The sequence below is a fragment of the Streptomyces sp. NPDC048718 genome, assembly GCF_043198875.1.
Classification (GTDB): domain Bacteria; phylum Actinomycetota; class Actinomycetes; order Streptomycetales; family Streptomycetaceae; genus Streptomyces.
The window spans coordinates 72,135-97,810 of the sequence record NZ_JBICVG010000009.1 but is presented as its reverse complement, the minus strand read 5'-3'; the positions used below and the strand labels follow the sequence as shown (position 1 = coordinate 97,810).

The 25,676-nt window shown below is 73.4% G+C and carries 18 protein-coding genes; 11 read left to right on the top strand and 7 right to left on the bottom strand.

Features of this window, described 5'->3' with window-relative positions:
• Positions 1 to 13: 13 nt before the first annotated feature.
• Positions 14 to 565: a GNAT family N-acetyltransferase gene (locus ACGFRB_RS18780; RefSeq protein ID WP_363002999.1), complete on the top strand. Its 552-nt coding sequence runs from the start codon at positions 14 to 16 to the stop codon at positions 563 to 565.
• Here ACGFRB_RS18780 and ACGFRB_RS18775 read toward each other — a convergent pair.
• Complete coding sequence (locus ACGFRB_RS18775; RefSeq protein ID WP_393244286.1) at positions 508 to 4,533, bottom strand: S41 family peptidase; 4,026 nt, start codon at positions 4,531 to 4,533, stop codon at positions 508 to 510. The two genes, ACGFRB_RS18780 and ACGFRB_RS18775, sit on opposite strands and share 58 nt — an antisense overlap.
• 302 nt (positions 4,534 to 4,835) lie before the next feature.
• Between ACGFRB_RS18775 and ACGFRB_RS18770 the strand changes: the two genes are divergently transcribed.
• Together ACGFRB_RS18770 and ACGFRB_RS18765 are read left to right on the top strand one after the other, a co-directional pair.
• Positions 4,836 to 5,408, top strand: a complete 573-nt coding sequence (locus tag ACGFRB_RS18770; RefSeq protein ID WP_363003003.1) for a TetR/AcrR family transcriptional regulator — start codon at positions 4,836 to 4,838, stop codon at positions 5,406 to 5,408.
• A 181-nt stretch (positions 5,409 to 5,589) separates the two neighbouring features.
• The gene (locus ACGFRB_RS18765) at positions 5,590 to 7,866 is read left to right on the top strand and encodes an MMPL family transporter (RefSeq protein WP_393244284.1); all 2,277 of its coding nucleotides are present in this window, start codon (positions 5,590 to 5,592) and stop codon (positions 7,864 to 7,866) included.
• A gap of 135 nt (positions 7,867 to 8,001) precedes the next feature.
• Here the strand turns inward: ACGFRB_RS18765 and ACGFRB_RS18760 are convergent, their stop codons facing one another.
• Positions 8,002 to 8,571, bottom strand: a complete 570-nt coding sequence (locus ACGFRB_RS18760; protein WP_393244282.1) for an SsgA family sporulation/cell division regulator — start codon at positions 8,569 to 8,571, stop codon at positions 8,002 to 8,004.
• A 161-nt stretch (positions 8,572 to 8,732) separates the two neighbouring features.
• Between ACGFRB_RS18760 and ACGFRB_RS18755 the strand changes: the two genes are divergently transcribed.
• The 5 genes from ACGFRB_RS18755 (at position 8,733) to ACGFRB_RS18735 (ending at position 13,799) form a co-directional block, all read left to right on the top strand.
• Positions 8,733 to 9,977, top strand: coding sequence for an energy-coupling factor ABC transporter permease (locus ACGFRB_RS18755; RefSeq protein ID WP_393244280.1), 1,245 nt, complete (start codon positions 8,733 to 8,735; stop codon positions 9,975 to 9,977).
• 1 nt (position 9,978) lies between these two features.
• Positions 9,979 to 10,740, top strand: a complete 762-nt coding sequence (gene cbiQ, locus ACGFRB_RS18750) for a cobalt ECF transporter T component CbiQ (protein ID WP_393244278.1) — start codon at positions 9,979 to 9,981, stop codon at positions 10,738 to 10,740.
• Positions 10,737 to 11,549: an energy-coupling factor ABC transporter ATP-binding protein gene (locus tag ACGFRB_RS18745; RefSeq protein WP_393244276.1), complete on the top strand. Its 813-nt coding sequence runs from the start codon at positions 10,737 to 10,739 to the stop codon at positions 11,547 to 11,549. The genes cbiQ and ACGFRB_RS18745 overlap by 4 nt, the downstream gene beginning before the upstream one ends.
• A gap of 194 nt (positions 11,550 to 11,743) precedes the next feature.
• Positions 11,744 to 12,994, top strand: a complete 1,251-nt coding sequence (locus ACGFRB_RS18740) for a serine hydrolase domain-containing protein (protein WP_393244274.1) — start codon at positions 11,744 to 11,746, stop codon at positions 12,992 to 12,994.
• Positions 12,995 to 13,001: 7 nt separating this feature from the next.
• Positions 13,002 to 13,799 (top strand): SDR family oxidoreductase, encoded by a 798-nt coding sequence (locus tag ACGFRB_RS18735; protein WP_363003016.1) that lies wholly within the window; start codon positions 13,002 to 13,004, stop codon positions 13,797 to 13,799.
• 73 nt (positions 13,800 to 13,872) lie between these two features.
• On the opposite strand, the gene ACGFRB_RS18730 is transcribed toward ACGFRB_RS18735, so the two are convergent.
• Positions 13,873 to 14,529: a YdcF family protein gene (locus ACGFRB_RS18730; protein ID WP_393244272.1), complete on the bottom strand. Its 657-nt coding sequence runs from the start codon at positions 14,527 to 14,529 to the stop codon at positions 13,873 to 13,875.
• Positions 14,530 to 14,791: 262 nt separating this feature from the next.
• Here ACGFRB_RS18730 and ACGFRB_RS18725 point away from each other — a divergent pair, with 262 nt between their 5' ends.
• From ACGFRB_RS18725 to ACGFRB_RS18715, 3 genes are all read left to right on the top strand, one after another.
• Entirely contained in the window at positions 14,792 to 16,543 is a 1,752-nt protein-coding gene (locus ACGFRB_RS18725) for a hypothetical protein (RefSeq protein ID WP_393244270.1), read from the top strand.
• A 260-nt stretch (positions 16,544 to 16,803) separates the two neighbouring features.
• On the top strand, positions 16,804 to 19,146 hold the full coding sequence (locus ACGFRB_RS18720; protein WP_393244268.1) for an FAD-dependent oxidoreductase: 2,343 nt from the start codon (positions 16,804 to 16,806) through the stop codon (positions 19,144 to 19,146).
• Positions 19,143 to 20,138: a formyltransferase family protein gene (locus ACGFRB_RS18715; protein ID WP_393244266.1), complete on the top strand. Its 996-nt coding sequence runs from the start codon at positions 19,143 to 19,145 to the stop codon at positions 20,136 to 20,138. Before ACGFRB_RS18720 ends, ACGFRB_RS18715 begins: the two co-directional genes overlap by 4 nt.
• A 93-nt stretch (positions 20,139 to 20,231) precedes the next feature.
• On the opposite strand, the gene ACGFRB_RS18710 is transcribed toward ACGFRB_RS18715, so the two are convergent.
• From ACGFRB_RS18710 to ACGFRB_RS18695, 4 genes are all read right to left on the bottom strand, one after another.
• Positions 20,232 to 21,113: an EamA family transporter gene (locus ACGFRB_RS18710; RefSeq protein ID WP_393244264.1), complete on the bottom strand. Its 882-nt coding sequence runs from the start codon at positions 21,111 to 21,113 to the stop codon at positions 20,232 to 20,234.
• Positions 21,110 to 21,664, bottom strand: a complete 555-nt coding sequence (locus ACGFRB_RS18705; RefSeq protein WP_393244262.1) for a YbaK/EbsC family protein — start codon at positions 21,662 to 21,664, stop codon at positions 21,110 to 21,112. The genes ACGFRB_RS18710 and ACGFRB_RS18705 overlap by 4 nt, the downstream gene beginning before the upstream one ends.
• A 213-nt stretch (positions 21,665 to 21,877) precedes the next feature.
• Positions 21,878 to 23,551, bottom strand: a complete 1,674-nt coding sequence (locus ACGFRB_RS18700) for a penicillin-binding transpeptidase domain-containing protein (protein ID WP_393244260.1) — start codon at positions 23,549 to 23,551, stop codon at positions 21,878 to 21,880.
• Positions 23,552 to 23,874: 323 nt separating this feature from the next.
• A complete protein-coding gene (locus ACGFRB_RS18695; RefSeq protein WP_393244258.1) occupies positions 23,875 to 25,632 on the bottom strand; it encodes a dolichyl-phosphate-mannose--protein mannosyltransferase in 1,758 nt (585 codons plus the stop codon).
• Positions 25,633 to 25,676 lie beyond the last annotated feature (44 nt).

The window sequence follows — 25,676 nt, the reverse complement described above, 5'->3', positions numbered from 1 at the left end:
TACGGTGATCCACATGTCCGTCACAGAACTCGCCCTTGAGCGACTGCGATCCGACCACGCGCCCGCCCTGCTCGCCTTCGAGCGGGACAACCGGGCCTACTTCTCCGCGTTCGTGCCCGATCGCGGGGACGCGTACTTCGCCGGGTTCGACGCCCGGCACCAGGCCCTGCTCGACGAACAGGAGAGCGGGACCATCGCCTTCCACGTACTGGTGGGGGACGACGGGGAGATAGTCGGGCGGTTCAATCTCGTCGATCTGGCCGACGGGAGCGCTGAACTGGGCTACCGGGTGGCCGAGAAGGCCACCGGGCGCGGGGTGGCGACCGCGGGGATACGGGAGTTGTGCCGCCTGGCCCGGGAGGAGTACGGGCTGAGCCGGCTGACCGCCGTCACCACCCTCGACAACGGGCCGTCCCGGGCGGTGCTGACCCGGGTCGGGTTCGGTGCCGTCGGAGGGGTGACCCTCCCGGGCGCGGGCGGTGACGGCGGGGACCAGCCGGGGATCGCCTACGAGCTGGACCTCGGCGGCAGTCTGGGCCTGGAGAGATCCGGCACGGCCTCGTAGCCGGGCGGGCTCGCGGCCGGGTTCTCCTCCAGCAGGGCCAGTGCCACGACGACGGCGTCGTCGAGCTGGGCGTGCCGGCCCTCGGCCCAGTCGAGCGGGGTGCGCAGGGCCGCGAGGTCCGGCGACACGCCGTGGTTCTCGATGGACCAGCCGTACTCGGGGAACCAGGCCGCGTTCATGGGGACGGTGATCTGGGTGCCGTCGCCCAGCAGATGGCGGCCCGTCATGCCGACGACACCGCCCCAGGTGCGCTGGCCGACGACGGGGCCGAGCCGGAGCAGCTTGAAAGCGGCGGTGATCATGTCGCCGTCGGAGGAGGTGGCCTCGTCGGCCAGGGCGACGACGGGGCCGCGCGGAGCGTTGGAGGTGTACGAGACGGGCTGGGCGTTACGGGTGAGGTCCCAGCCCAGGATCCTGCGGGTGAGTTTCTCTATCACCAGCTCGCTGATGTGGCCGCCGGCATTGCCCCGGACGTCCACGATGAGAGCCGGCCGGGAAACCTCCATGCGCAGGTCGCGGTTGAACTGGGCCCAGCCGGAGCCGCCCATGTCGGGGATGTGGAGGTAGCCGCAGCGGCCGCCGCTGAGTTCCCGGACGACGGCCCGCCGTTTGGCCACCCAGTCCTGGTAGCGCAGGGGCCGTTCGTCGATGAGGGGGACGACGGCGATCCGCCGGGGGGGACCCTCGCCCTCGGCGGGGCTGAAGGTGAGTTCGACGGTGGTGCCGCCCGTTCCGGAGAGGAGGGGGTAGGGGCCGGCGACGGGGTCGACGGGGCGGCCGTCGACATGGGTGAGGGCCGCTCCCTCACGGATGCCGGTGCCGGCGAGCGGCGAACGGGCCTTGGAGTCGGAGGAGTCGCCGGGCAGGATCCGCTTGACCGTCCAGTTGCCGTCCCGGGGAAGGAGGTTGACACCGAGCAGGCCCTGCGGGCGCTGGTACTGGGGCGGCCCCTCGTTGCGCCGCGCCGGAGTGACGTACGCGTGGGAGGTGCCCAGCTCGCCGAGGACCTCGCGCAGGAGGTCGGCGAACTCGTCGGGTGAGGCGACCCGTTCGACCAGGGGCCGGTACTGGTCGAGCACGGCCGTCCAGTCGACGCCGCCCATGTCCGGTTCCCAGAAGTAGGCGCGGATGATCCGGCCCGCCTCGTCGAACGCCTGTCGCCACTCGGCGGCCGGGTCCACCTCGTGCACGATGCGCCGCAGATCGAGGTAGACGGTGGAGTCGGCGTCGCCCATCTCGGCGGCGGGCACCGCCCGCAGGTCGCCCTCGTCGACCACGACGAGCCGGGAACCGTCGCCGCTGACGGCGAACCAGTCGAGGTGGCCCACGAGTTCGGTCTTGCGGGCCTTGGGGATGTTGTAGTGCTCCAGCGTGGGGCGGGGGGAGGGATCGGACGGATTGGCGAAGGTCTCGCCGAGCGCGCCGGAGATCGGCCAGCGCAGCCACACCAGGCCGCCGCCGGCGACGGGCTGGAGAGCGGAGTACTTGGAGGCGGTCACGGGGAAGGGCGTGACCCGGTCGGGCAGTCCCTCGACCTCGACGGTGACCGTGCCGTCTCCGGCGCCGGCCTCCTCGTCGGCGGGGTCCATACCGCCGCCGGCGGGCCGCCCGTCGGGGAGCAGCGCGAAGGGAGAGGGAGTCGCGGAGGACAGCGGTACGAGATAGGGACGGCAGCCCAGCGGGAAGGACAGGTCGCCGGTGTGCACGTCGTACACCGGGTCGAAGCCGCGCCAGGAGAGGAAGGCGAGATAGCGGCCGTCACGTGTGAAGACCGGGTTCTCGTCCTCGAAGCGCCCGTTGGTGACGTCCACGACGACACCGGCCCCGGTGCCGGAGATGCGGGCCATCTTGATGGAGCGCAGCGAGCGGCCGATACCGGGGTGGGACCAGGTGAGCCAGGCGCCGTCGGGGGAGAAGGCGAGGTCGCGGACGGGGCCGTTGACGGAGCGGATCAGTTCGGTGACCTGTCCGGCGCCGGTGTCCGAGGAACCACCGGAGGCTTCGGCGTCGGTTCCGTCGGTGGGGCTGGTGGGGCTGTCGGAGCCGGCGGGGGCACCGGAGCCGCCTGGGCCGGTCGAGCCGTCCGAGCCGTTCGAGCTGTCTGGGGCACCCGGGCTTGGGGTGCCCGAGCCGGCCGGAGTTCCCGTGGCCCCGGGGGTTTCGCCGGCCTTGGAGGTGGCGGAAGTCTCGGCGGCGGCGGGAGTGGCGGGGGCCTCGGGAGGTGACGCGTCGCCGGAGCCGTTGTTGCCCTCGGTGGTCCCGGTGGTCCCGGTGGTCCCGGTGCCTGCCGGGGGGCCGGCGGGCGTGGGCGGGCTGGTGGTGGCGGTGGGTGGGGGTGGGGTGGGAGGGGAGGGGGAGGGGGAGGGGCCCCCCGCCCCTTCGGTTTCCTCGGATTTCCCGGCCCCTGCGGGCCCCTCGGCCTCCGTTGCCCCCGCGGTCCCCGCCGGCCCGCCGTCCCCCTCGGTTACCTCGGTTTCAGTCGCCCTCCCCGCACTCGTGTCCGCGTCTGCCCCCGCCCCCGCCCCCGCCACCGCATCCGTCCTCGCGCCGCCCCCCGAAGCGTCCTCGGCCCCGGGAGCAGCAACAGTGCCGTGGCTGCCCAGCGGCGAAGTGGTGAGGGGTTCCGTCAGGGGGAGCGGGGTGGCGGTGAGGGGGTCCAGGGGTGCGGAGGGGAGTACGTCGGTGAGGGCGAGAGGAGCGGTGCCGGGTTCCTCGGTGAGGTCGATGAGGAGGAGGCGGCCGTCGTTGGAGGCGATGGCGAGGCGTTCGCCGTCGGGGTCGGAGACCATCTCCTCGACCCGGCCGAGGACACCCGACGCCAGCCGGCGGGGTGCGCGGCCGCCGCTGGCGCGCGGCAGGTAGGCGATCTCGACGGCGTCCTCGCCGTCGGCGTCGGTGACGTAGGCGACCTGTCCGCTGCTGCCCAGCATCTCGGGCAGCCGGACCCGTACACCGGGGGTGTCGGCGATGGTGCGGGCCGGGCCGTCGCGGTGGGTGAGCCAGTAGAGGCTGCCGCGCACGGTGACGGCGCTGGCCCGGCCGGTCTCGTCGACGGACAGGCCGTCGACGTGGTGGGCGGTGGGCACCTGGTAGGGGCGTCGCCCGGTGCGCGGTCCGCCGAGGCGTACGTCGATGCGGCGCGGCCGGGCGCCGGCGGTCAGGTCGTCGACGATCCACAGTTCGCCGGCGCACTGGTAGACCACCCGCCGCCCGTCGCTGGACGCGGCCCGGGCGTAGAACTCGTCGTGGTCGGTGTGGCGGCGCAGGTCGGTGCCGTCCGGGAGGCAGGAGTAGAGGTTGCCGATGCCTTCGTGGTCGGAGAGGAACGCGATCCGGGTCCCGCCGGGTTCGCCGTCGGGCGCGGCGACGAACAGGGGGGCTTCGAGGTGGCCGCCGAGGTGGGGGAGGAGCCGTTCGCCGTGCAGCCACAGCCGCCCCATGGCGCCGCCGCGGTAGCGCTTCCAGGACGCGGGCTCGTGCGGGGGCGTGCCGGAGAGGAGCAGGGTGCGCCGCCGGCCGTCGAGGTCGGCGACGGCGATGTCGGAGACCGGCCCCCAGGGCATGCGGCCGCCGGGGGAGCCGTCGGTGGGCACGGTGTAGGCCCAGGAGTAGTAGGAGAACGGCTGGTTGTGCGAGGAGACGGCGAGGATGTCCCCGTCCGGGGACCATCCGCAGACCCGGGTGTCCGTGGAGCCCCAGTAGGTGAGCCGCCTGGATGGCCCGCCGTCCACGGGGGCGAGATGGATCTCGGGGTCGAGGCTGCGCCAGCTGGTATAGGCGATGTGGCGCCCGTCGGGGGAGAAGCGCGGGTGGCCGATCCGGGTGCGGTCGACGGTGATCCGCCAGGCCCGGTCCGGCCGGTGGCCCTCGGGGACGAGTGGCGCGACCCAGAGGTCGTCCTCGGCTGCAAAGCACAGCAGCTCGCCGTGGAGGTGCGGGAAGCGGAGGTAGGCGCGGTCGTCACTCACGTTTTCATGCTTTCCGCGCGAGGGGGGTGCGGCAACTCGTACGTCAGTCCCATCGTTCCCGTTCCGGCTGTGGCCCAGGACACGTACGAAACGGTTTCGTTTCGCTGAGAACCCGGGGGTATCGTCGAGGGGCACGAGTACGAAACCGTTTCGTTCATCTTGGCCGTCCCCATCCCTTGATGCCGGCGCGGCTCGGACTCGGCACCCATCCCACACGCCCGGTACCACCCGTCCTGTCTTGTCGACGGGTGTGGACGACGGGCGCGACACCCGGACACCGAGTACGGACCAGGAGGCCGGACATGGCACGCAGCAGGCTCACTCCCGAGCGGGAGACCGAGCTGTACGCGGCCGTGCTCGATCTGCTGCGGGAAGTCGGGTACGACGCGCTCACCATGGACGCCGTCGCCGCCCGTACCCACTGCAGCAAGGCCACCCTCTATCGCCAGTGGGGCGGAAAGCCCGAACTGGTCGCGAGGGCCCTGCGCCGCGGCAAGCCGGTCGCGCTCGCCGGGATCGACACCGGCACCCTGCGCGGTGACCTCATGGCGGGCCTGGAGGCGTCGGACGACTGCCGGCTGGAAGAGGACTCCGCCCTGATGCGGGGCCTGATCCACGCGGTCCACCACAACCCCGAACTGCTCCAGGCGCTGCACGAACTGCTCATCGAACCCGAGATCACCGGGCTCGACGAGATGCTCGGGCGGGCCGTCCGCAGAGGCGAGATCGACGCCGGCAACCCGGCGCTGAAACTCGTTCCCCACATGATGATCGGCGCGTTCATCACCCGCCCGCTGATCGATGGGCAACCGGTGGACCTGGAGTTTCTCCGGTCCTACGTCGACGCCGTCGTGCTCCCTTCGCTCGGCGCCTGACACCCCCGTGAACCCCGTGAACCTCGTAGGCCCCGCAAGTCCCGCAAGCCCTGACCCGTAGGTTCTGCACCCTCCGTAACACCCCCGCAGACCCTGCCCCCGAAAACCCTGACGTCGCACCGCTCACGCCGTCGGGCCGGCTCCCCATGCCCTGACCCCTCGATACCGGGAGTACGCCCCCGTGGCCACGTTCCTCTACAAGCTCGGCCGGTCCGCCTTCCGGCGCCGCCGGCTCGTCGCCCTGCTCTGGGTGGCGCTGCTGGCGATCGCCGGAGTCGGCGCCGCCACCGCGCCGACCGCGACCTCCAGCTCCTTCTCCATACCCGGCACCGAGGCCCAGCGCGCCTTCGACCTGCTCGAAGAACGCTTCCCCGGCGCCAGCGCCGACGGCGCCACCGCGCGCGTCGTCTACCAGGCCCCGGCCGGTCAGAAGATGACGGATCCGGCGAACAAGGCCAAGGTCGAGCGCACGGTCGCCGACCTGAAGGCCGGTTCGAAGGAGATCGCCCAGGTCGTCGACCCGTTCGCGGTGAACGCGGTCTCCCAGGACGGCAGGACCGCCTACGTCTCCGTCGCGTACAAGGTCAACGCGATGGAGCTGTCGGACGCGAGCCGTGACGCGCTCAAGGAGACCGGCGCGAAGGCGCAGGGCCAGGGCCTGACCGTCGAGATCGGCGGCGACGCGCTGCAGAGCATGCCGGAGACCGGCCCCGGCGAGGTCGTCGGTGTGGTCATCGCGGGCTTCGTGCTCGTCGTCACCTTCGGCTCGCTCGTCGCGGCCGGGCTGCCGCTGCTCACCGCGATCATCGGTGTGGGCATCGGTGTCTCCACGATCACCGCGCTCGCCAGTGTGCTCGACCTCGGCTCCACCACCTCCACCCTCGCGATGATGATCGGCCTCGCGGTCGGCATCGACTACGCGCTGTTCATCGTCTCCCGCTACCGCGCGGAGCTCGCCGAGGGCCGAGCCAAGGAAGAGGCCGCCGGGCGAGCGGTCGGCACCGCCGGTTCCGCCGTCGTCTTCGCCGGTCTGACGGTGGTCATCGCCCTGGTGGGCCTGGCCGTCGTCAACATCCCGATGCTCACCAAGATGGGTGTCGCCGCGGCCGGCACGGTCGTGATCGCCGTCCTCATCGCGCTCACCCTCATCCCGGCCCTGCTCGGCTTCGCCGGCGACAAGGTCGTCGGCCGCAAGGCGCGCAAGCAGCTCAAGGCCCAGGCCGCCGCCGAGGGCGGCGAGGGTGCCCATGGTGCCGACGGCGCCGGCGCGACGGTCCGGCCGGAGGGCAAGCCGAACGCCGGCACCCGCTGGGCCCGGTTCGTCATCCGCCGCCCGCTGCTCGTCCTGCTCGTCGGCGTCCTCGGCCTCGGCGCGATCGCCGTACCGGCCGCCTCCCTGGAGATGGGCCTGCCCGACGACGGTGTGAAGCCCACCTCCACCACCGAGCGCCGCGCCTACGACCTGCTGTCCGACGGCTTCGGCCCCGGGTTCAACGGTCCGCTGCTCCTCGTCGTCGACGGCGACAAGGCCGCCGCCGACAAGGCCGTCTCCGCGGTCAAGGGCCTGGACGGCGTCGCGGCCGTCACCCCGCCGACCCCCAACAAGGCCGGCGACACCTCGATGATCACGGTCGTCCCGAAGGACCGCCCGTCCTCCGTGGCGACCGAGCAGCTCGTCCACGACATCCGTGACGCCACCGGCGACCACGTCCTGGTCACCGGCGCCACCGCGATGAACGTCGACTTCTCGCAGAAGATGAACGACGCCCTGCTGCCCTACCTGGCACTCGTCGTCGGACTCGCCTTCCTGCTGCTCATGGTGGTCTTCCGCTCGGTCCTCGTCCCGCTGAAGGCGGCCCTCGGCTTCCTGCTCTCCGTCGTCGCCGCCCTCGGCGCGGTCGTCGCGGTCTTCCAGTGGGGCTGGCTCGGCGGCCTGTTCGGGGTCGAGCAGACCGGCCCGATCATGTCGATGATGCCGATCTTCATGGTGGGTGTCGTCTTCGGTCTCGCCATGGACTACGAGGTCTTCCTGGTCACGCGGATGCGCGAGGCGTACGTCCACGGGGCGCGCCCCGGCGAGGCGATCGTCGACGGCTTCCGGCACGGTGCCCGGGTGGTCGGCGCCGCCGCGGTGATCATGATCGCGGTCTTCTCCGGCTTCATCGGCTCCAGCGAGCAGATGGTCAAGATGATCGGCTTCGGTCTGGCCGTCGCCGTCCTGTTCGACGCGTTCATCGTCCGGATGGCCATCGTCCCGGCCGTGCTCGCGCTCCTCGGCCACACCGCCTGGTGGCTGCCGAAGTGGCTCGGCCGCGTGCTCCCCAACGTGGACGTCGAGGGCGAGGGCCTGGCGGCGGAGGGTGCTGCGGCCGGAGCGACCACGCCCGGTGCCGGCGCCGGTGCCGAGACCGGGACCGAGACCGAGACCGACATGGAGCTCGTCACGAACCGCCGATGACGCGCGTGCGCCCCGGGAGCCATCCCGGGGCGTCTCGCGGAACAACTCGGCTCCGGGGCCGCCGCACGAGCGGGCGGCCGGCTCCGGTCTCGCGCCGGGCCCGTGGGGACGGGGACACGGTGCGGTCGTACGCCGTCAGTGCGCCGGGAACGGTGCGCCGGCGGCGTACGTGTGTCTGAGGAATCGGGTGAGCGCGGTCGTTTCGAACTGCACCACCTCGACGCCGTCGGCCGTGTGGAACTCGACCACCGTCTGGACCCGCCCGCACGGCCACACCTCGATGTCCCCGCCCCGGGCCGGGGTGCGCAGCCCGGTCTCCAGGAGGGTGCGGGGGAAGGCCCACTCGATGTCGTCGGGGAAGCCGAAGCGCACGGTCGCGGGATCGGTGCCGGGGTCGTAGCGCAGCCGGACCGGTACGGATCGGGTCAGCGGGTTGTCGCCGACGATCTGCCCCTGGGCCTGGTCGGCGATCTCGCGGAACTCGGCGGGGCTGGTGGGTCCGGTGGGGCCTGCGATTCCGGTAGGTCCGGTGGGGCCTGCAATTCCGGTGGGTCCGGTGGTGTCGGGCAGGCCAGGGGGGCCTGTGGTGGCCGTGTTCCCGGGCGTCCCGGGTACTCCGGCCGTTTCGTGCGGCGGCCCGGTGGCTCCGGGGAGCCCCGGGTCGGCGGCTCCCGGTGTGTGTGCGGCGCGGGGTATGCGGGGCATGGGACGACTCCTCACACTCGTACGCGTCATCAGTAACGGGTACCCCGCTTCGCTCGAACGCAAGCCCGAACGCGCGCGTGAACGGAGTGGGGTCTTCCGTTCGCTCCTGTCCGGTACGTGCTCTTGCAAACCATTCGCAGGAGCGCTCTATCATGCCGGTTGTGCATGTACCTGACGGATTTATCAACGCCCCCGTATCGGCCGCCGCCGGTGTCGTCGCCGCCGGTGCGGTCGCCGTCGCCCTGCGCGGGGCCCGTAGGGAACTCGGCGGCACGGCCACCGGCGACGGGGGTCACGGCGGGGAGCGGACGGCCCCGCTGGCCGGACTCGTCGCCGCCTTCATCTTCGCCGTCCAGATGCTCAACTTCCCCGTCGCCGCCGGCACCAGCGGCCATCTCCTCGGCGGCGCGCTCGCGGCCATCCTCGTCGGGCCGTACACCGGTGTCCTGTGCGTCGCCGTCGTGCTGCTCATGCAGGGTGTCCTGTTCGCCGACGGCGGTCTGACCGCGCTCGGCGTGAACATCACCGTGATGGGCGTCGTCACAGTCGTCGTCGCGTACGGCCTCTTCCGCGGCCTGGTCCTCGTCCTCCCGCGCACCCGCCGCTCGGTCACCGTGGCCTCCTTCGTCGCCGCGCTGGTGTCCGTGCCGGCCGCCGCCACCGTCTTCACCGCCATCTACGCGCTCGGCGGCACCACCGACGTGCCGATCGGCAAGGTCCTGACCGCGATGGTCGGCGTCCATGTCCTCATCGGGGTCGGCGAGGCCGTCATCACCATGCTGACCGTCGGCGCGGTCATCGCCGTCCGCCCCGACCTCGTGTACGGCGCCCGGGGCCTGACCACCCCGCTCAAGCTGCGCGTCGACGGCGAACTCGTCGACGCCGCTCCGACCGCTGCCGCTCCGGCCGCCGGTGCCGCCACCCCGGTCGCCACCCCGGCCACCGCCCCAGCCGTCCGATCGTCCCGGAAGCTGTGGATCACCGGCGTTGTCACCGCCCTCGTCCTCGCCGGCTTCGTCTCCTTCTACGCCTCCGCGAGCCCCGACGGCCTGGAGAAGGTGGCCGCCGACAAGGGCATCGACGCCGAGGCCAAGCCGCACGCCGCGGCGGACTCCCCGCTCGCCGACTACGGCGTGAAGGACGTCTCCGACGCCCGCCTCTCCGGCGGTCTCGCCGGGGTGATCGGCGTGGGCGCGACCCTGGCCGTCGGCACCGGCGCGTTCTGGATCGTCCGCCGCCGGGGCACCGGCCGTACGGCCCCCGCGTCCGCCTCCGCCTCCGCCTCCGCGTCCGCCTCCGCCTCCGCCTCCGCCTCCGCCTCCGCCTCCGCCTCCGCCTCCGCCTCCGCCTCCGCCTCCGCGTCCGCCTCCGCCTCCACCTCCGGCTCGGCCGGGAAAGCCGCCTGACATGGGCGCCGGACACGCGCACAAGCTCTACCGGCGGGGCCGCTCCCCGGTCCACGGCCTGCCCCCGCACACCAAGCTCGCCGCCGTCTTCGCCTTCGTCGCCGTGGTCGTCGCCACGCCCCGCGAGGCGATGTGGGCCTTCGCGCTGTACGCGGTGCTGCTCGGCGTGGTCGCCGCGTGCGCCCGCGTCCCGGCCGGCTTCGTGCTGAAACGGCTGCTCATCGAGGTGCCGTTCGTGGCCTTCGCCGTGCTCATGCCGTTCGTGGTGCCCGGCGAGCAGACCACCGTCCTCGGGGTGTCGCTCTCCGTCCCCGGCCTCTGGGGCGCCTGGAACGTCCTCGCCAAGGGCACCCTCGGCGTCGCCGCCTCCGTCCTCCTCGCCGCCACGACCGAACTGCGCGCCCTGCTCCTCGGCCTCCAGCGGCTCCGGCTGCCGTCGCTGCTCGTCCAGATCGCGTCGTTCATGATCCGCTACGGGGACGTGATCACCGACGAGATGCGACGGATGTCCATCGCCCGCCGCTCGCGCGGCTTCGAGGCGAGCGGAGTACGGCACTGGGGCGTCCTCGCCAAGTCCGCCGGCGCGCTCTTCATCCGCTCCTACGAGCGCGGCGAACGGGTCCATCTCGCCATGGTCAGCCGCGGCTACACGGGCAGCATCCCGGTCATCGACGAGGCCACCGCGACCGCCGCCCAGTGGCGGTACGCCGCCGCGCTCCCGCTCACCGCCCTGCTGATCTGCCTCCTCGGATGGACGCTATGACCTCCTCCTCTCGTTCCTCGGACCGTCTCTCGGGCCGTCCGTCGGACTATGCCTCGGATCCGGCCTCGGACCTGCCCTCCCTCGACGTACGCGGTCTGGCATATGCCTACCCGGACGGCCATCAGGCTCTCTTCGGGGTGAACCTCACCGTCGGGCGCGGCGAACGGGTCGCCCTGCTCGGCCCCAACGGCGCCGGCAAGACCACCCTCGTCCTGCACCTCAACGGCATCCTGACCGGCGGCGCGGGCGGCGTCACCGTCGCCGGGCTGCCGGTGGAGAAGCGGAACCTGGCCGAGATCCGGCGCCGGGTCGGCATCGTCTTCCAGGACCCCGACGACCAGCTGTTCATGCCGACCGTCCGCGAGGACGTCGCCTTCGGCCCGGCGGCGGCCGGCGTACGCGGCGCCGAACTGGAGGCGGTGGTGGCGAAGGCACTGGCCCGGGTGGGCATGGCGGAGTTCGCTGACCGGCCGCCGCACCATCTCTCCTTCGGGCAGCGGCGCCGGGTGGCGGTGGCCACCGTGCTCGCGATGGAGCCGGAGATCCTGGTCCTCGACGAGCCCTCGTCCAACCTGGACCCGGCCTCGCGCCGCGAACTCGCCGACATCCTGCGCACCCTGGACGTCACCGTCCTCATGGTCACCCACGATCTGCCGTACGCGCTCGAACTGTGCCCGCGCTCGGTGATCCTCAGCGAGGGCGTGATCGCGGCGGACGGGCGGACGGCGGACATCCTGACGGACGAGGAGCTGATGGCGCGGCACCGGCTGGAGCTGCCGTACGGGTTCGTGCCGAGCTCGGTCGTCTGACCCGGCCGGGGGCCGTCGCGGACCCGAGGCCCACCCGGGGGCCGTGACCTCCCGGCCTCCGAGACCTCTCGGCCTCCGTGCTCTCCCGACGTCCGTGCTCTCCCGACCTCCCGCCCCCAGGGACCGGAATTCGGCGGACGGCCCACTCCGTTGCACCATGGAGGGTCGTACGGACGAGAGGAAGCGTGGGCCGGATGGACGTCCAGGGCACGGTGGCGGCGGGCTTCGAGCCGGTCAGGGAAGCGTTCCGGCGCAACTTCGAGCAACGGGGCGAGGCGGGCGCGGCCGTCTCCGTCTACCGCGACGGCACCAAGGTCGTCGACCTGTGGGCGGGCGCCAAGCACGCCGACAGCACGGACAGCACGGACAGCACCGACAGCGGCAGCGACAGCGTCAGCGGTGACGGAGACGACAGCGGTAACAGCGGCACCACCGGCCCCACCCCCTGGACGGCGGACACCGCGCAGGTCGTCCGTTCCGCGACCAAGGGCGTCGCCGCCGCCGTCCCCCTGCTGCTCCACCAGCGCGGTCTGCTCGACCTGGACGCCCCGGTCGCCACGTACTGGCCGGACTTCAAGGCGGCGGGCAAGGACCGGGTGACCGTACGGCAGATGCTCGCGCACCGCGCGGGCGTGCCGGTCCTCGACCGCCGGCTGACCCTCGCCGAGGCGATCGACCTCGGCGCCTCCACGCGCGCGATCGCCGCGCAGGCCCCGATCTGGGAGCCGGGCACGGCGCACGGCTACCACGCCCACACCTTCAGCTGGCTGCTGTCCGGCCTGGTCCACCAGGTCACCGGCCGCACCATCGGCCGCTGGGTCGCCGAGGAGATCGCCGACCCGCTCGGCCTGGAGCTGTGGATAGGGCTGCCCCCGGAGCAGACCCACCGGGTCGGCCGGGTCGGTGTGGCCCCGGAGACCGAACCGGCCGACAGCCCGGCGCTCAAGATCCGGCCGAAGCCGGCGGTCACCGCCGCGTACGGCGACCCCGAGTCGCTGACCCGCCGGGCCTTCGACGTCATCGAGACCCGTCCCGACGAGAACGATCCGGCGTATCTGGCCGCCGAGCTGCCCGGCTCGGCCGGGGTCGCCACGGCCCGCGCGCTGGCCCGTTTCTACGCCGCCACGCTCGGCCCGGTCGACGGCGGCGGCGCCCGCCTGTTCGACCCGGAGACCCTGGCCCTGGCGCGTACGGAGGAGTCGGCGGGCCCCGACCGGGTGCTGGTCGTCGGCACCCGCTTCGGCCTCGGCTACATGCTGCACGGCGCCGCCGCGCCGTTCCTCGGCGCCGGTTCCTTCGGCCACCCGGGCCGGGGCGGTTCGCTCGGCTTCGCCGACCCCGAGACGGGGGTCGCGTTCGGCTATGTCACCAACGGCATGCGCAAGACGGTCACGGCCGATCCGCGCGCCCAGGCTCTGGTGCGGGCGGTGCGTTCGGTGCTGTGATCGCCGCATGACACCGTCACTGATACGCGAGCGGTTCGAAGGTCACGCGGCGCTGGTCACCGGCGCCGCCCGAGGGATCGGGGCGGCCATCGCCCGCAGGCTCGCGAGCGAGGGCGCCCGGGTCCTGGTCACCGACATCGACGAGGACGGCGCCCGGCGCACCGCCGAGGGCATCCCGGGCGCGCTCGCCCTGCGCTGCGACGTCGGCGACCAGGCGTCGGTGGACGCGGCGGTCGCGTACGCCGCCGAGTCCTTCGGCGGCCTGGACGTCCTCGTCAACAACGCCTTCGCGCACAATCCGGCCGACACCGAGCGCTTCGAGGACGAGCCGGAGGACGGTTTCCGGCGGCAGTTCGAGGTGACGTTCATGGGGGCGTTCCGCTGCGCGCGGGCCGCGCTGCCGCTGCTGGAGGCGGCGGGCGGGCGCGGGGCGATCGTCACGATCGGTTCGGTCAACGCCGAGGCCGACTTCGGCAGCCACGCCTACAGCGCCGCGAAGGCGGGCCTCGGCTCCCTCACCCGTACGCTCGCGGGCGACGCGGCGCCGCGCGGGGTCCGCGTCAACACGATCCACCCGGGCACCATCGCCACCCCCGCCTGGGCCGGCCGCGAGAAGGACCTCGCGCGTCTCGGCGAGCGCGTCTACCCGCTGGGCCGGGTCGGTACGCCGGAGGACATCGCGGCGGCCGTCGCGTTCCTGGCCTCGGCCGACGCGTCCTGGATCACCGGCATCACGCTGCGCGTCGACGGCGGCCTGCTCGCCGTTCCGACCCGCTTCTCCGAGATTCTCGGCTCCGAGGACTGATCGGCCGGCTCTCCGACCGGCTGTCGCGCGCCGGACGCCTCGTGATGTCGGACACCGGGGCCGGTGCCCGGCGTCACGAGGTGTCCGGCACGAGCCGGCCGGTGAAGCCCCCGGCCCGCAGCCGCTCGTACGCGGCGGCGACCGGGCCGGGGATCTCCTGCTCGATCATGAAGCCGCGCGCGGGATAGACCATGAGGCGCTGGACCGCGCCGACGAGCATGTCGAGGACGAGCCGGGGATCTCCGATCGAGTCGGTGTACGCGTCGAAGGTCAGGGGCGACGAGGCGCTGACCACCTCGACCTCGGGCCAGAGCCGGCGGGCCGTGGCGTAGGCCCGGCGTTCCTCGTACGGCTTGCTCACCAGCAGGACCGACGACACCTCGATGCCCCGCTCGGCGAGCAGCGCGCGGGAGAAGCGGATGTTCTCGCCGGTGTTCCGCGCCCGGGGCTCCACCAGCACCGCCGCCGCGGGCACGCCCAGCTCCAGCGCCCGCTCCCGGTAGTGCTCGGCCTCGCCGCGCGGCATCCGCTCCGCCGTGGTGCGGCTGGTGGCGCCGGTGAAGACGACGAGCGGCAGCAGACCACGCCGGTACAGCCCGGCGGTCACCTCCGCCACCCCCAGGTCGTGGCTGCCGAGCCCGATGCCGACCGAGCAGGGCCGGGGCGTGTGCCCCATGCGCTGGAAGTCCCACAGCACTCGCGCGTCGGCCCGGTCCTGTGCGGAGATCACCGCGTCGCCTCCTTGCTCGGTGTCTGGGTCCGGTGTCCGATGTCCGAGTCCACCACAGTGCCAGGACCGGGGTGCCCGCGACGGAAGGAGAGACGGACCCGCCCCGGCGTCCCCGCCCCGTCCGCCGCGTCGCGTGCGTCAAGCGGTTCGGGTGAATCGGGTGGGCCGGGCGGGGGCGGCCGGGCGGGTCATGGTGCGGGGGCGTGGGCATGGGGAAGGTACGCCTGGGCATGACAGCGACCAAGACGGGCAGGTGTAGTACGTGAGCGCGGTCGAAGTGCCGGAGCAAAGCGGGGCCGAGAGCCCGGTCCAGCCGGTCCAGCCGGTCCAGCCGGTCCAGCCTGCTGGACCGGCCGAACCGGAGTTCCCCGGGACCTGGGACGTCGTGGTGCCCGGAGTCGGCGAGGTGACCTGGAAGGGCTTCTACGAGGGCCCGCTCCGGCTGGACGCGGACGAGATCGACGGCATCTGCCGCGCGCTGCTCGACATCGGCCCCGAGGAGGTGCCGGCCGCCACCGGACGCGAGCTGCGGCCGTACGTGTCGGACGGCTCGCCGGTCCGTTCCCTCGTACTGCACTCCGCGACCCCGATGCTGAACTCGCTGGAGGCAGATCTCGACGACACCGCCAACGGGCGGGTCGCCGATGATGTCGCCACCTACGTCGAGACCCGGGCGGTCAGCCTCGCCGGGCCCGGCGATCTGGTCGTGGGCCGGACCCGGCCGTGGCGGGAGGCCGCCCGGCTCGCCGCCAGGGCGGACGGGGTCGGGGTCGTGGAGGTCCCCGGGATCGAGTACTACTACCTGTCGCACGCGCTGCTGCGGCTCGCGGTCACCGAGGGCGAACGGGCCCCGGCTCTCGCGCGGCTGATCGAGGCCGTACGGAAGCGGCCGGAGACCCTGGTCCGGCTGTACGCCGTCGACCTGGAGATCCAGATCTTCCTGCTCTACCTCAAGCGCGCCGCCGGCGTCCCGGCCCTGCTGACCGACGCGAACAGCCACGAGGTGGGCAGCTACTGGAACACCAAGGCCCCGCTGCACCCGTCGGTCCCCGACGCGGCCGCCCTGTCCGTGGCCGGTCTCGGCCCGCACGAGATCATGCGGGCCGAGGCGGCCGTGGCGCCGCTCGGCCGCCGGCTCGGGGTCACCTGCCCGGTCGTGCCCGGGTACGCCGTCGACGGGCGGACCCCGGACACCGCCACCGTCCGGGACGAACTGGTCGCGGCCGGCCGGCTGCTCGCCGAGCGGTACGGGATCGTACGAGGCTGTCTGAAACCGTCCGGTGGCGGCGCCGGCGCGCGGATCGTGGCCGGTCTCGACCTCACCGACCCCGACACGCTCTCCCGGCAGGCGGAACGGGTGTGGCGGGCCCAGGAGACCTTCGTCCTGGAGGCCCATGTCGACTACCTCGAATCGCCGCTCGCGCCCGGGGTGTTCCTCTCGCCGTCCGGGCACGTCAGGGACGGTCATCTCGCCCCCGGGCTGACCCTCCAGCTGACGAACGGCACCTCCTGGCAGGGCAACGTGTACTTCGAGGAGGAGCACGCGCGGCAGCTCGGTCTGTCCACCGCCGCGTACCGCTCCGTCCGTGACGCCCTCGCCGAACTGCGCGACGGGTTCGACGGACACGGACTGAGCCTGGTCACGGCCGGATTCGACTTCGCCGTCGGACGGCTCGGCGGCCGCTTCGGGGACGAGACCCAGGTGGTCCTCCAGGACCCCAATCTCTCCTCCCACGGCGCCGAGTACCTGCGCCTGTTCCGCGACCGGACGCTCGACCGGGGCGGGCCCGGCTGCGCCGTCACCCAGGTGGTCAACCCGGTCCTGGACCTGGCGGCGCTGCGCGCCCATGGCGAGGACCGGCCGCCCTGGTCGGAGGTCATCAGCTCGATCCCGGGCCGCTGGGGCATGCTCGCCGTCGCCGCCGACACCCCACTGGAGGCCGGGGCGCGGATGGCCGCCTGGCACGACGCCTGGACCGAGGCCGGACTGATCCGGCCCGCGCCCCGGCGCTGAGGTCTCCGGCGCCGGGCACCGGCGCCGGCCGCCGACGGTCCACGGGGAAGCGGGAAGCGGGACGCGGGACGCGGACACGGGTCCGCACACCGATGTACGCCCGGGTCCGCACGCGGATTCGCGAGTGCGTTCCCGCACGTGGGCGCGTGGGGGCAACCGGAAGCGGTCTTGTCCCCCCGCCTCACGCGTGACTACAGTCCCGTCCCGCACGGGCAAGACCACGAGGACTGTCGGCACTACGTTCGATGGGACGGGTCACCATGCGTTTTCTCATCATCTGCCCGGCCGCCGAGTCGCCGGAGGGCGTTCTGGGCGGGCCGGTGCTCTACCGGCCGGATCTGGGCGCGGCCGACGACGTCACCCTGGCGGACGCACTGCGCTCGGAACGCCCGAACGCCGTCGTCACCGACCGCGCGCTCGGCCCTCTGCCGCTGCGGGAATGGCGGCGGGCGATGCCGGACGACCCCGTCGTGGTCGTCCGGTGCGGCCCGGCGCGGGATCTGACCGGACGGGAGATGGCGGCGCCCGGCGTCCCCGCGATCACCGTCGCCGCCCCGCCGGTCCCCGCCGGGACCGGCGCCCCGGCCGGAGCGCCGCTGCCCGACGCGACGGGCGCCCCGATCCTCGACGCGACCGGCGCGCGGATCTCCGAGAGAACCTCCGAGGCGATCTCCGAGAGCGCCCCTGAGACGATCCCTGAGACCCTCCCTGAGTCAGCCCCCGAGGGATTCCCCGAGTCGGCCCCCGAGGCCATCCCCGGCCGGTCCCCTGAGTGCGGCCCCGACGCGACAGCGGGCCCGCCACTCCCCGGGATCACCGAAGAGACGCTGGTCAGAGCGTTGGGCGCGGCCGAGCGCTTTCTCCAGCGACAGGTCAGGAGCGCCGGACCACCGGGGCCCCCGCCCCACCACCCCGGCCCCTCTCCGACCCACAGCCGCGCCCAGCTCGACCCCCGCGCCCACCCCCACACCCGCACCCGTGCCCGCACTCCCGTGCCCGCCGGTCCGGAATCGGTTCTGCTGGTCGGCGCGGGCATCGTCAACCTGGTCACCGCGCAGCGGCTCCAGAGCGCCGGTTACGAGGTGGCGGTCGTCGACGCCGGCCCCGATCCGCGCGCGGGCGCGCCCTGGCGGCTGTACGGGACCTCCCGGGGCGGCGGCAACGCGCGGATGTTCACGCTCACCGAGATGGACGACTACCACGCGAAGTCCCCGTCCGACACGGTCAGTCCGTCCGTCTTCGACCGGACTCCCGACGACTGCGGCTGGGACGTCCGCCGTCATCCGGACGAGCCGCCGGACCCCGCCGCGCGGCCCGGCGGAACCCGTCCCGACCCGGTCCGTATCGACACCCTCCGCCCGGAAGCGGCCCGTCCCGGAGCGAGCCGGCCCGGCCCGGCCCACGTCGAGCCCACCCCGTCCGCCACCGCGCCCACCCCGTCCGCCGCCGCCCCCGCCGCGCATTCCCCCGGAGCCGCCGCCCGCGCCGACGCCGAAACGGCGTGGGTACGCGACTTCAAGAGCGTGCCCCCGTGGCTCGCCCGCACCTACAACGAGGACATCTTCGCCCTCAACCGCCGCAGCGAACGTCTGTGGCAGCGGTGGATGGAGACCCGGCCGGACCTGTTCGCGGACGTACGGCTGAGCCACGGCATCCTGCGGCTGTACGAGGACCCCGCCCATCTGGAGGAGTCCGCACGGCGGCAGGACGAGGTGGGGGCGACCCTCGCCCGCTACGGCCCCGACGAGATCCGCGAACGGTTCCCCGCGCTCGCCGGGGCGGTGCCGGACGCGTACGCGGGCGGCATCATGGTCCGCGGTTTCACCGTGACCGTGCACGACTTCATGTCGGCCCTGCTGACCTCGCTCGAAGCGGGCGGCGCGCGGCTGCACTTCGGCCGCCGCGCCGACCGGATCCTGCGCACCCGGCATGGCGAGGTCAGCGGGGTGCTCACCCCCTACGGGGTGCACCGCGCCACCCACTACGTGGTGTCCCCGGGGGTCACGGGCGGGACGCTGACCCGGGACGCGGGCGCGCTCGGGCAGGTCCAGGGGGTGCTCGGCTGCTGGGCCTCGCTGCCCGACCTCGCCCCGGGGCTCGGCCACTCCCTGAAGGTGGGCCGGCGCGGCCATCTCACCGAGGACGCCAATGTCACCCTCGGCCGCGACGAGACCGGCGACCGGGTGCTCATCGTCGGCTCCGGCTACGGCTGGACGGGCGGCGACCCGGACAACATCGACGAACGGCATCTGGATTTGGTGCAGGCCGCTCTCGCCGACACCGCGCGCCGGCTGTTCCCGGCGGCGTACGAGGCGGCGGGCGGCGAGGCGGGCCTGATGGCGTCCCGTAAACACTGCGTACGGCCGTGGACCGCGTCGAACCTGGGCCTGTTCGACCTCGCCCCCGCCGAGGACGGGGTGCTTGTCCTGACGGGCGGACACAACACCGGCGGGTTCGCCCAGGCGCCGGTGATCGCCGAGGCGGTGCTGAGCGCGCTGCGCGGCCGGTACCACCCGATGCACACGTTCTACCACCCGGACCGAGGCCACCGGGTGCTCGGCCCGCCGGCCCCGGACCCGCGCGAGAGGCAGGCCAGTCAGTGACGTCCACCAACGAACGACCGGGCGCGGCACCCCGGTTCGACCCCGACCGCACCCCCGGCGGCACCCCCGGCCGTACCCCTGAGTTCGACCCCGACCGCACCCCTGAGTTCGACCCCGACCCGGACCGTGAGCCCGGCCCCGCCACCCTGGAATACCGCCGGGCCGTCCCCGCCCCGGGCGGCGCCGGCACCCGGCTCCGGGTGGTGCTGCTCTGCTCGGACGACCCGCTCCACCGGTATCTGCGCAGCCTGCTCGCCGCCCGTCTCGACCTGGTGGCGACCCTTGTGGAGCCCGGCGACGCGCAGCGGCGGCGGCAACTGCGCAAACGCCGTTACCGCGATCTCGCGGCTCGCCGCTATCAGGAGTGGCGCAGCCGTCTCACCGGGCGTTCGAGCCGCCGGGCCCGGTTCTTCGACCGGCTCGCGGAGGGGCTGCCGGCCGTCGAGAGCCCCAGCCACACCGTCGAGTCCGTCAACGACCCGGAGGCCCGCGCGCTGGTCGCGGAGCTGGCGCCCGAACTCACCGTGGTCTGCGGCACGATGATCCTCGGCCGCCGGCTGCTCGCCTCGACCCCCGGGATCATCGTCAATCTGCACGGCGGCTGGCTGCCCGAGTACCGGGGCAACCACGGCTACTACTTCGCCTACAAGGCGGGCGACTGGGAACGCGTCGGCGCCACCCTCCACATCGTGGACCCGGCCCTCGACACGGGCCCGGTGCTCGCCCGGGTACGGCCCGAGACCCGGCCGGGCGACACCGACGAACGCCTCTCCGCGCGCGCCGGCCAACTGGCCGCGCTCCGGCTGGTCGAACTGGCCCTGGCGTACGAGCAGGGCACGCCCCTGACCGCCGTACCGCAGCCCGACCGGGGCACCACCTACCGGCACCGGGACCGTACGCCCGGCGCGGAACTGCTGCTCTGGCTGCGCCGCCGGGCGGGCCACCACCGGGTCCCGGTCCGATCGGCCTTCCGCGACGGGGGCGGTGCCTGAACCGGGGCCGTTCCCCCTGGCCCCGGGCCGTTCCCGACCCGGGGCCGGTACGCACCCCCGTCCCCGCCCCGGCCCGCTCCGGATTCGCCCGGCTCAACTCGCGTACAACATCAGCCCGATGCCCACCACCATGAGCCCGGCGGCGGCGATCCGCGGGCCGCCGAAGCGTTCCTTGAAGAGGACCGCGCCGATGGCCGCGCCGACGATGATGGACGACTCGCGCAGCGCGGCCACGGGCGCGAGCGGGGCGCGGGTCTGAGCCCACAGGACGAGCGCGTACGCGGCCACGGACAGCAGGGCGGCGAGCAGACCGCGTACGGCGTCGGGGCGCAGGGCGGGCCACAGCCCGGAGCGGTGGCGCGCCATGGCGTAGGCGGGGACGGCCAGGCCCTGGACGAGCATCAGCCAGGCGATGTAGCCGAGCGGGCTGCCCGCCGCGCGCACCCCGAGGCCGTCGACGACGGTGTACGCGGCGATCGCGAGGCCCGTCGCGCCCGCCGCGATCAGCGCCGGCCAGTCGGCCCGGGCCCGTGCCCCATCGGGCCCCGTGCCCGGGTCGCTCTTGCCCCGGATGCCCCACAGGGCGAGCCCGGTCAGGCCCGCGCAGGCGACCGCGACGCCCGCGAGCTGCCCCGGGCCTGGGATCTCACCGACGAACAGCGCGGCGATCAGCGTCACCACCAGCGGCGCGGTGCCGCGCGCGACCGGGTACACCTGGCCGAAGTCGCCGAGCGTGAAGCACCGCATCAGCAGGGCGTAGTAGCCGAGGTGCAGGGCGGCGGAGCCGAGGAGGTACGGCCAGGCGCCCGCCGCCGGGAAGGGGACGAAGCAGGCGGCGACCGCGCCGATCAGCGCGCCGCCGCCGGTGATCAGGGTGAACGAGAACAGCTGCTCGCGGATGCGCGCGGCGATCGCGTTCCAGCTCGCGTGCGTCACGGCGGCGGCCAGTACCGCCGCCACGACCAGCGGTGTCACGCCGTGCGCTCGCGGACGTCCACCAGGGTGCCGCCCGCGTGGGCGATCAGCGACTTCGGGTCCAGCGCGAACACGGTGTGCGGGGTGCCCGCCGCCGCCCAGACCACCGCGTGGTCGAGCAGTCCCCGGTCGGCGAGGACCCGGGTGCGGGTGCGGTGGCCGAAGGGCGGGACGCCGCCGATCGCGTACCCCGTCGTGTCCCGGACCACGGTCGCGTCCGCCCGGGTCACGGCCGCCGCGCCCAGCTCCGCCCGGACCCGCTCCACGTCGACCCGGGACGCGCCGTCCATGAGGACGAGCACCGGCTCCCCGTCGGCTGCGAAGATCAGCGACTTCACGATCTCGGAGGCGTGGCAGCCGATGGCGTCGGCGGCCTGCTGGGCGGTCCGGGTCGCGTCGGGGAAGCGCCGTACCTCGACGTCGAGGCCCAGTTTCGCGAGCGCGGCGGCGAACCGGGGGTGGGCCTCGGCGGATCCGGCGGACGGGGAACCGGCGGAGGCGGCGGAGGAAGCGGGAGCGGAAGTGGTGTCGGGGGAGTCGGGTGTCGTCATGGCCGCACGCTAGCGGTACGTGCACAGGGCATGCGACGGTTTTCGACCCCGGTCCCGCCCCGTGGGACGACGAGGGGCGGGGCCGGGATCAGGGCCGGGATCAGAACCGGGACCGGGACCGGCAATCGGGACCGGCACCGGCACCGGCACCGGGACCGGGACCAGCAATCGGGACCGGCACCGGCGCCGGGGATCTCCGCTGTTCCCGTGTTCCTAACGCGCGTTGAGGACCTGGGCCACCAGCGGCCCCGCCGCGTCGCCGCCGTGCCCGCCGCTCTGGACGAAGGCCGCCGCCGCGAGGTCGTCCGCGAACGCCGTGAACCAGGAGTCCGACGTCGCCTGCCCGTCGGCCTCGGCCGAACCGGTCTTGGCGCCCTTGTCGCCGCTCACCGAGGCCATCGTCCGGGTGCCCGTGCCGTAACCGGCCGTCGCCGTGAGCCGCATCATGTCCCGCAGCTGCCGGCCCGCCGACGGCGACAGCGGCCGCTGGGCGGTGGCGAAGGGGCGCCCGTCGACCGAACTCGGCACCAGATACGGCTGCTTGAAGACGCCGGCCTTCGCGGTGGCGGTGATGGAGGCGATGTTCAGCGGGTTCATCTGGACGGTGCCCTGGCCGATGTACTGCTCGGCGGCGCCGCCGCCCGTCGCCTCGGGGACCGAGCCGTCGAAGGAGCCGATGCCGGTCTTCCACTCCAGGCCGATGCCGAAGACCTCCTTGGCCTCCCGCCCCAGCGCGAAGTCGTCGCCGTCGATCGCCTTCACGTCGTCGATCTTCTTGATGAAGGCGGTGTTACAGGAGCGCGCGAAGCTCTCCTTGAAGGGCGCGTCGCTCAGCGAGAAACGGTTGAGGTTATGGATGGTCCGGCCGAAGTACATCGCCTCGCTCGGACACTCCGCCGCCTGGTCCGAGCTCACCAGGCCCTTCTCCAGGAGCAGCGCCGCCGTCACGATCTTCAGCGTGGAGCCGGGCATCTTGCGGCCCATGAACGCCGCGTTGAACTCCGTCGCCGGGTTGTTGGCGACGGCCCGTACCGCACCGGTCGACGGCTTGATCGCCACCACCGACGCCTCGGAGTAGCGCCGTACCTCACGCTCGGCCGCCGCCTGCGCATCGGCGTCGATGGTCGTCTGGAGCCTGCCCTCCTTGCCCTTGGAGAGCGTGAGCAGCGTGGTGTCCGGCACGTTCGGGTCGCCGGAGTCGACGACGAGCTCGACGCCCGGCGTCCCGCCCGTCGTGGAGCCGAACCGCTCGCGCAGTTGTGCGAGGACGGGCCCGAGCGACGGGTACTTCTCCGCCGTCAGCACCCGCCCCTGGTAGTCGACGGCCTGGATCGCGCCGGTCTTCGACTCGCCCGTGCGCAGGGTCGCCGAAGCCGTCGTCAGCTTCGGGTGCAGCACGGTCGGGTACCAGTCGACCAGCGCCCGCCCCGTCGTGATCCCGCGCACCACGGTGAGCTCGGAGCCGTACGTCAGATCCTTGCTGACGCCCCCGTAGGTGACGGTCGCCTTCACCGTGAACGGCACCGTCGCCCCGTCCGCCGGGCCGGGGGTGATCTTCGCGGCGGAGACCTTGGCGTTCTCCTGGAAGCCGCTCAGCGCGGGACCGGCCGCGCCCGGATTGTTCGTCAGCTGGGCCGCCCGGTCGGCTTCCCCGCCGGCCCAGGCCGCGAGGAAGTCCTTCGAGACCTCCGCGACCTCCTCGCGGGTGACCGGCCCCGTCCTCTTCGGCCCCGCACCGTCCCCGGCTTCGGACCCGGACGCGGTGGAGACCGTGTCGGATCCCCCGCCCGCCATCGCGTTCCAGAGGTTGTAGCCCCCGTACCCCACCCCGCTCGCCACGACGAGGAACACCCCGCCGACGATCGAGACCTTGGCCCCACTGCGCATGACGCGCTCCCTCCCCAGGTATGGCCTTGGACACGGCCCCGGGCGCGGCCTTCACGGCCTCGCGCGGGGCCTTCGGGGCCGTTACCCGGCCGAACCGGCCGGATCCCGCCCCGCCGTCACCCTACGAGCACGCTCCGACACGGCGGGGCGGGAGTGGTGATCGTTACGGGAACGCGATCGTGCCGGGCCCCGGTTCCAAGGCCCGGAACGGCCCCGCTCCCGGCCCCGGTACGAGACGGCCGGGGTGCGGCCACCGACGCGAAAGAGGGCGCGGCCGAACGGCCACGCCCTCTCCCGGTTCTCCGTTTTCGTCTGTCGTCCCGTCAGACCCAGGTGTCGAGCCACATCCGGTGCCGCCACGCGTCCAGCGGAATCGGCGTCCCGGTGTACAGCGGCCAGAAATAGATGAAATTCCAGACGATGAGCAGAACGAGTACCCCCGCGCCCACCACGCCGAAAGTCCGGCGCCTTTCCGAGGAACCCGGCGGACCCACGATCGCACCGATCATCATCGCGACCGCGAGACACAGGAACGGCACGAACAGCACCGCGTAGAAAAGGAAAATGGTGCGTTCCTGATAAAGGAACCAGGGCAGCCAGCCGGCCGCGATGCCGCAGGCGATGGCGCCCGCACGCCAGTCGCGGCGGAAGACCCAGCGCCACAGCACGTACAGGATCGCGAAGCAGGCGGCCCACCACAAGAGCGGTGTACCGAGGGCCAGTACCTCCTGCGCGCACTTCTCGCCCGCGTCGGCGGGGCAGCCGTTGACGCCGGGGGCGGGGGACTCGTAGAAGTAGGAGACGGGGCGGCCGAGGACGATCCAGCTCCACGGGTTGGACTGGTACGTGTGCGGCTCGTGCAGGCCCACGTGGAACGCGTAGACCTCGGTCTCGTAGTGCCACAGGCTGCGCAGCCACTCCGGCAGCCGGCCCCACGTGCCACCACCGCCGGTGGTCAGGTCCTGCTGCTTGGCCCAGTGCCGGAAGTAGCCGTTGTCGGTGGCCAGCCAGCCGGTCCAGGACGCCACATAGGTGGCGATCGCGACCGGCACCACCGACACGAACGCGGGGACGAGATCGCGCCGGGCGACCGTCGCGTACGGGCGGACCGCCCCGGCCGTACGGCGCGCGCCCACGTCCCACACCACCGTCATCAGGCCGAACGCGACCATGACGTACAGGCCGTTCCACTTGGTGCCGGCGGCCAGGCCGAGCAGCACACCGGCGGCGAGCCGCCAGGGCCGCCAGCCGAGGTTCAGCGTCCGGGCCACCGTGTCGTCGGGCCGCAGGCGCCCGTCCTCGCCGGCCGGCAGCGCCCCGGCGAGCCGGGCGCGGGCCCGGTCCCGGTCGATCACCAGCGCGCCGAAGGCGGCGAGCACGAAGAACATCAGCACCAGGTCGAGCAGTGCGGTGCGGCTCATCACGAAGTGCAGGCCGTCCACCGCGAGCAGCAGGCCCGCCAGGCAGCCGAGGAAGGTGGAGCGGAACAGCCGCCGGCCGATCCGGCACAGCATCAGCACGGACAGGGTGCCGAGCAGCGCCACCATGAAGCGCCAGCCGAAGGGCTCGAAGCCGAACAGCTTCTCGCCGAGGCCGATCACCCACTTCCCGACGGGCGGGTGGACCACGTACCCGGGGTCGGTCGGCACGAGCACCGAGCCGGGGTCGGTGAGGATCGTCTTGTCGATGTCCTTCGGCCAGGCGCCCTCGTAGCCCTGGTTGATCAGGGCCCAGGAGTCCTTGGCGTAGTACGTCTCGTCGAATATCACCGCGTGCGGTTTGCCCAGGTTCCAGAACCGCAGCACGCCGGCGACCAGCGCCACGAGCAGCGGCCCGCCCCAGGCGGACAGCCGCACGATCCGCTCGGCGCCGGCCGGGGAGACCCCGATCGTCTCCCACAGGCGGGGCGAGGGCCGGGTGTACGGCGGGACGAGGCGTTCTCGCAGGCCGAGGGCGAGCGGGCCGGTCGTGGGCGGCCGGTAGCCGAAGCGCCGCAGCCGGTGTGCCCACGAAGAGGGCTCGGCCACGGTCGGTGCCATGGGATGCGGACCCTCCGGGGCCTCGGGCGCGGTACTGGTCATCGCGCCATCGTAGGGAACGCGCCTCGGCCAGGTCGCCTGTCCGG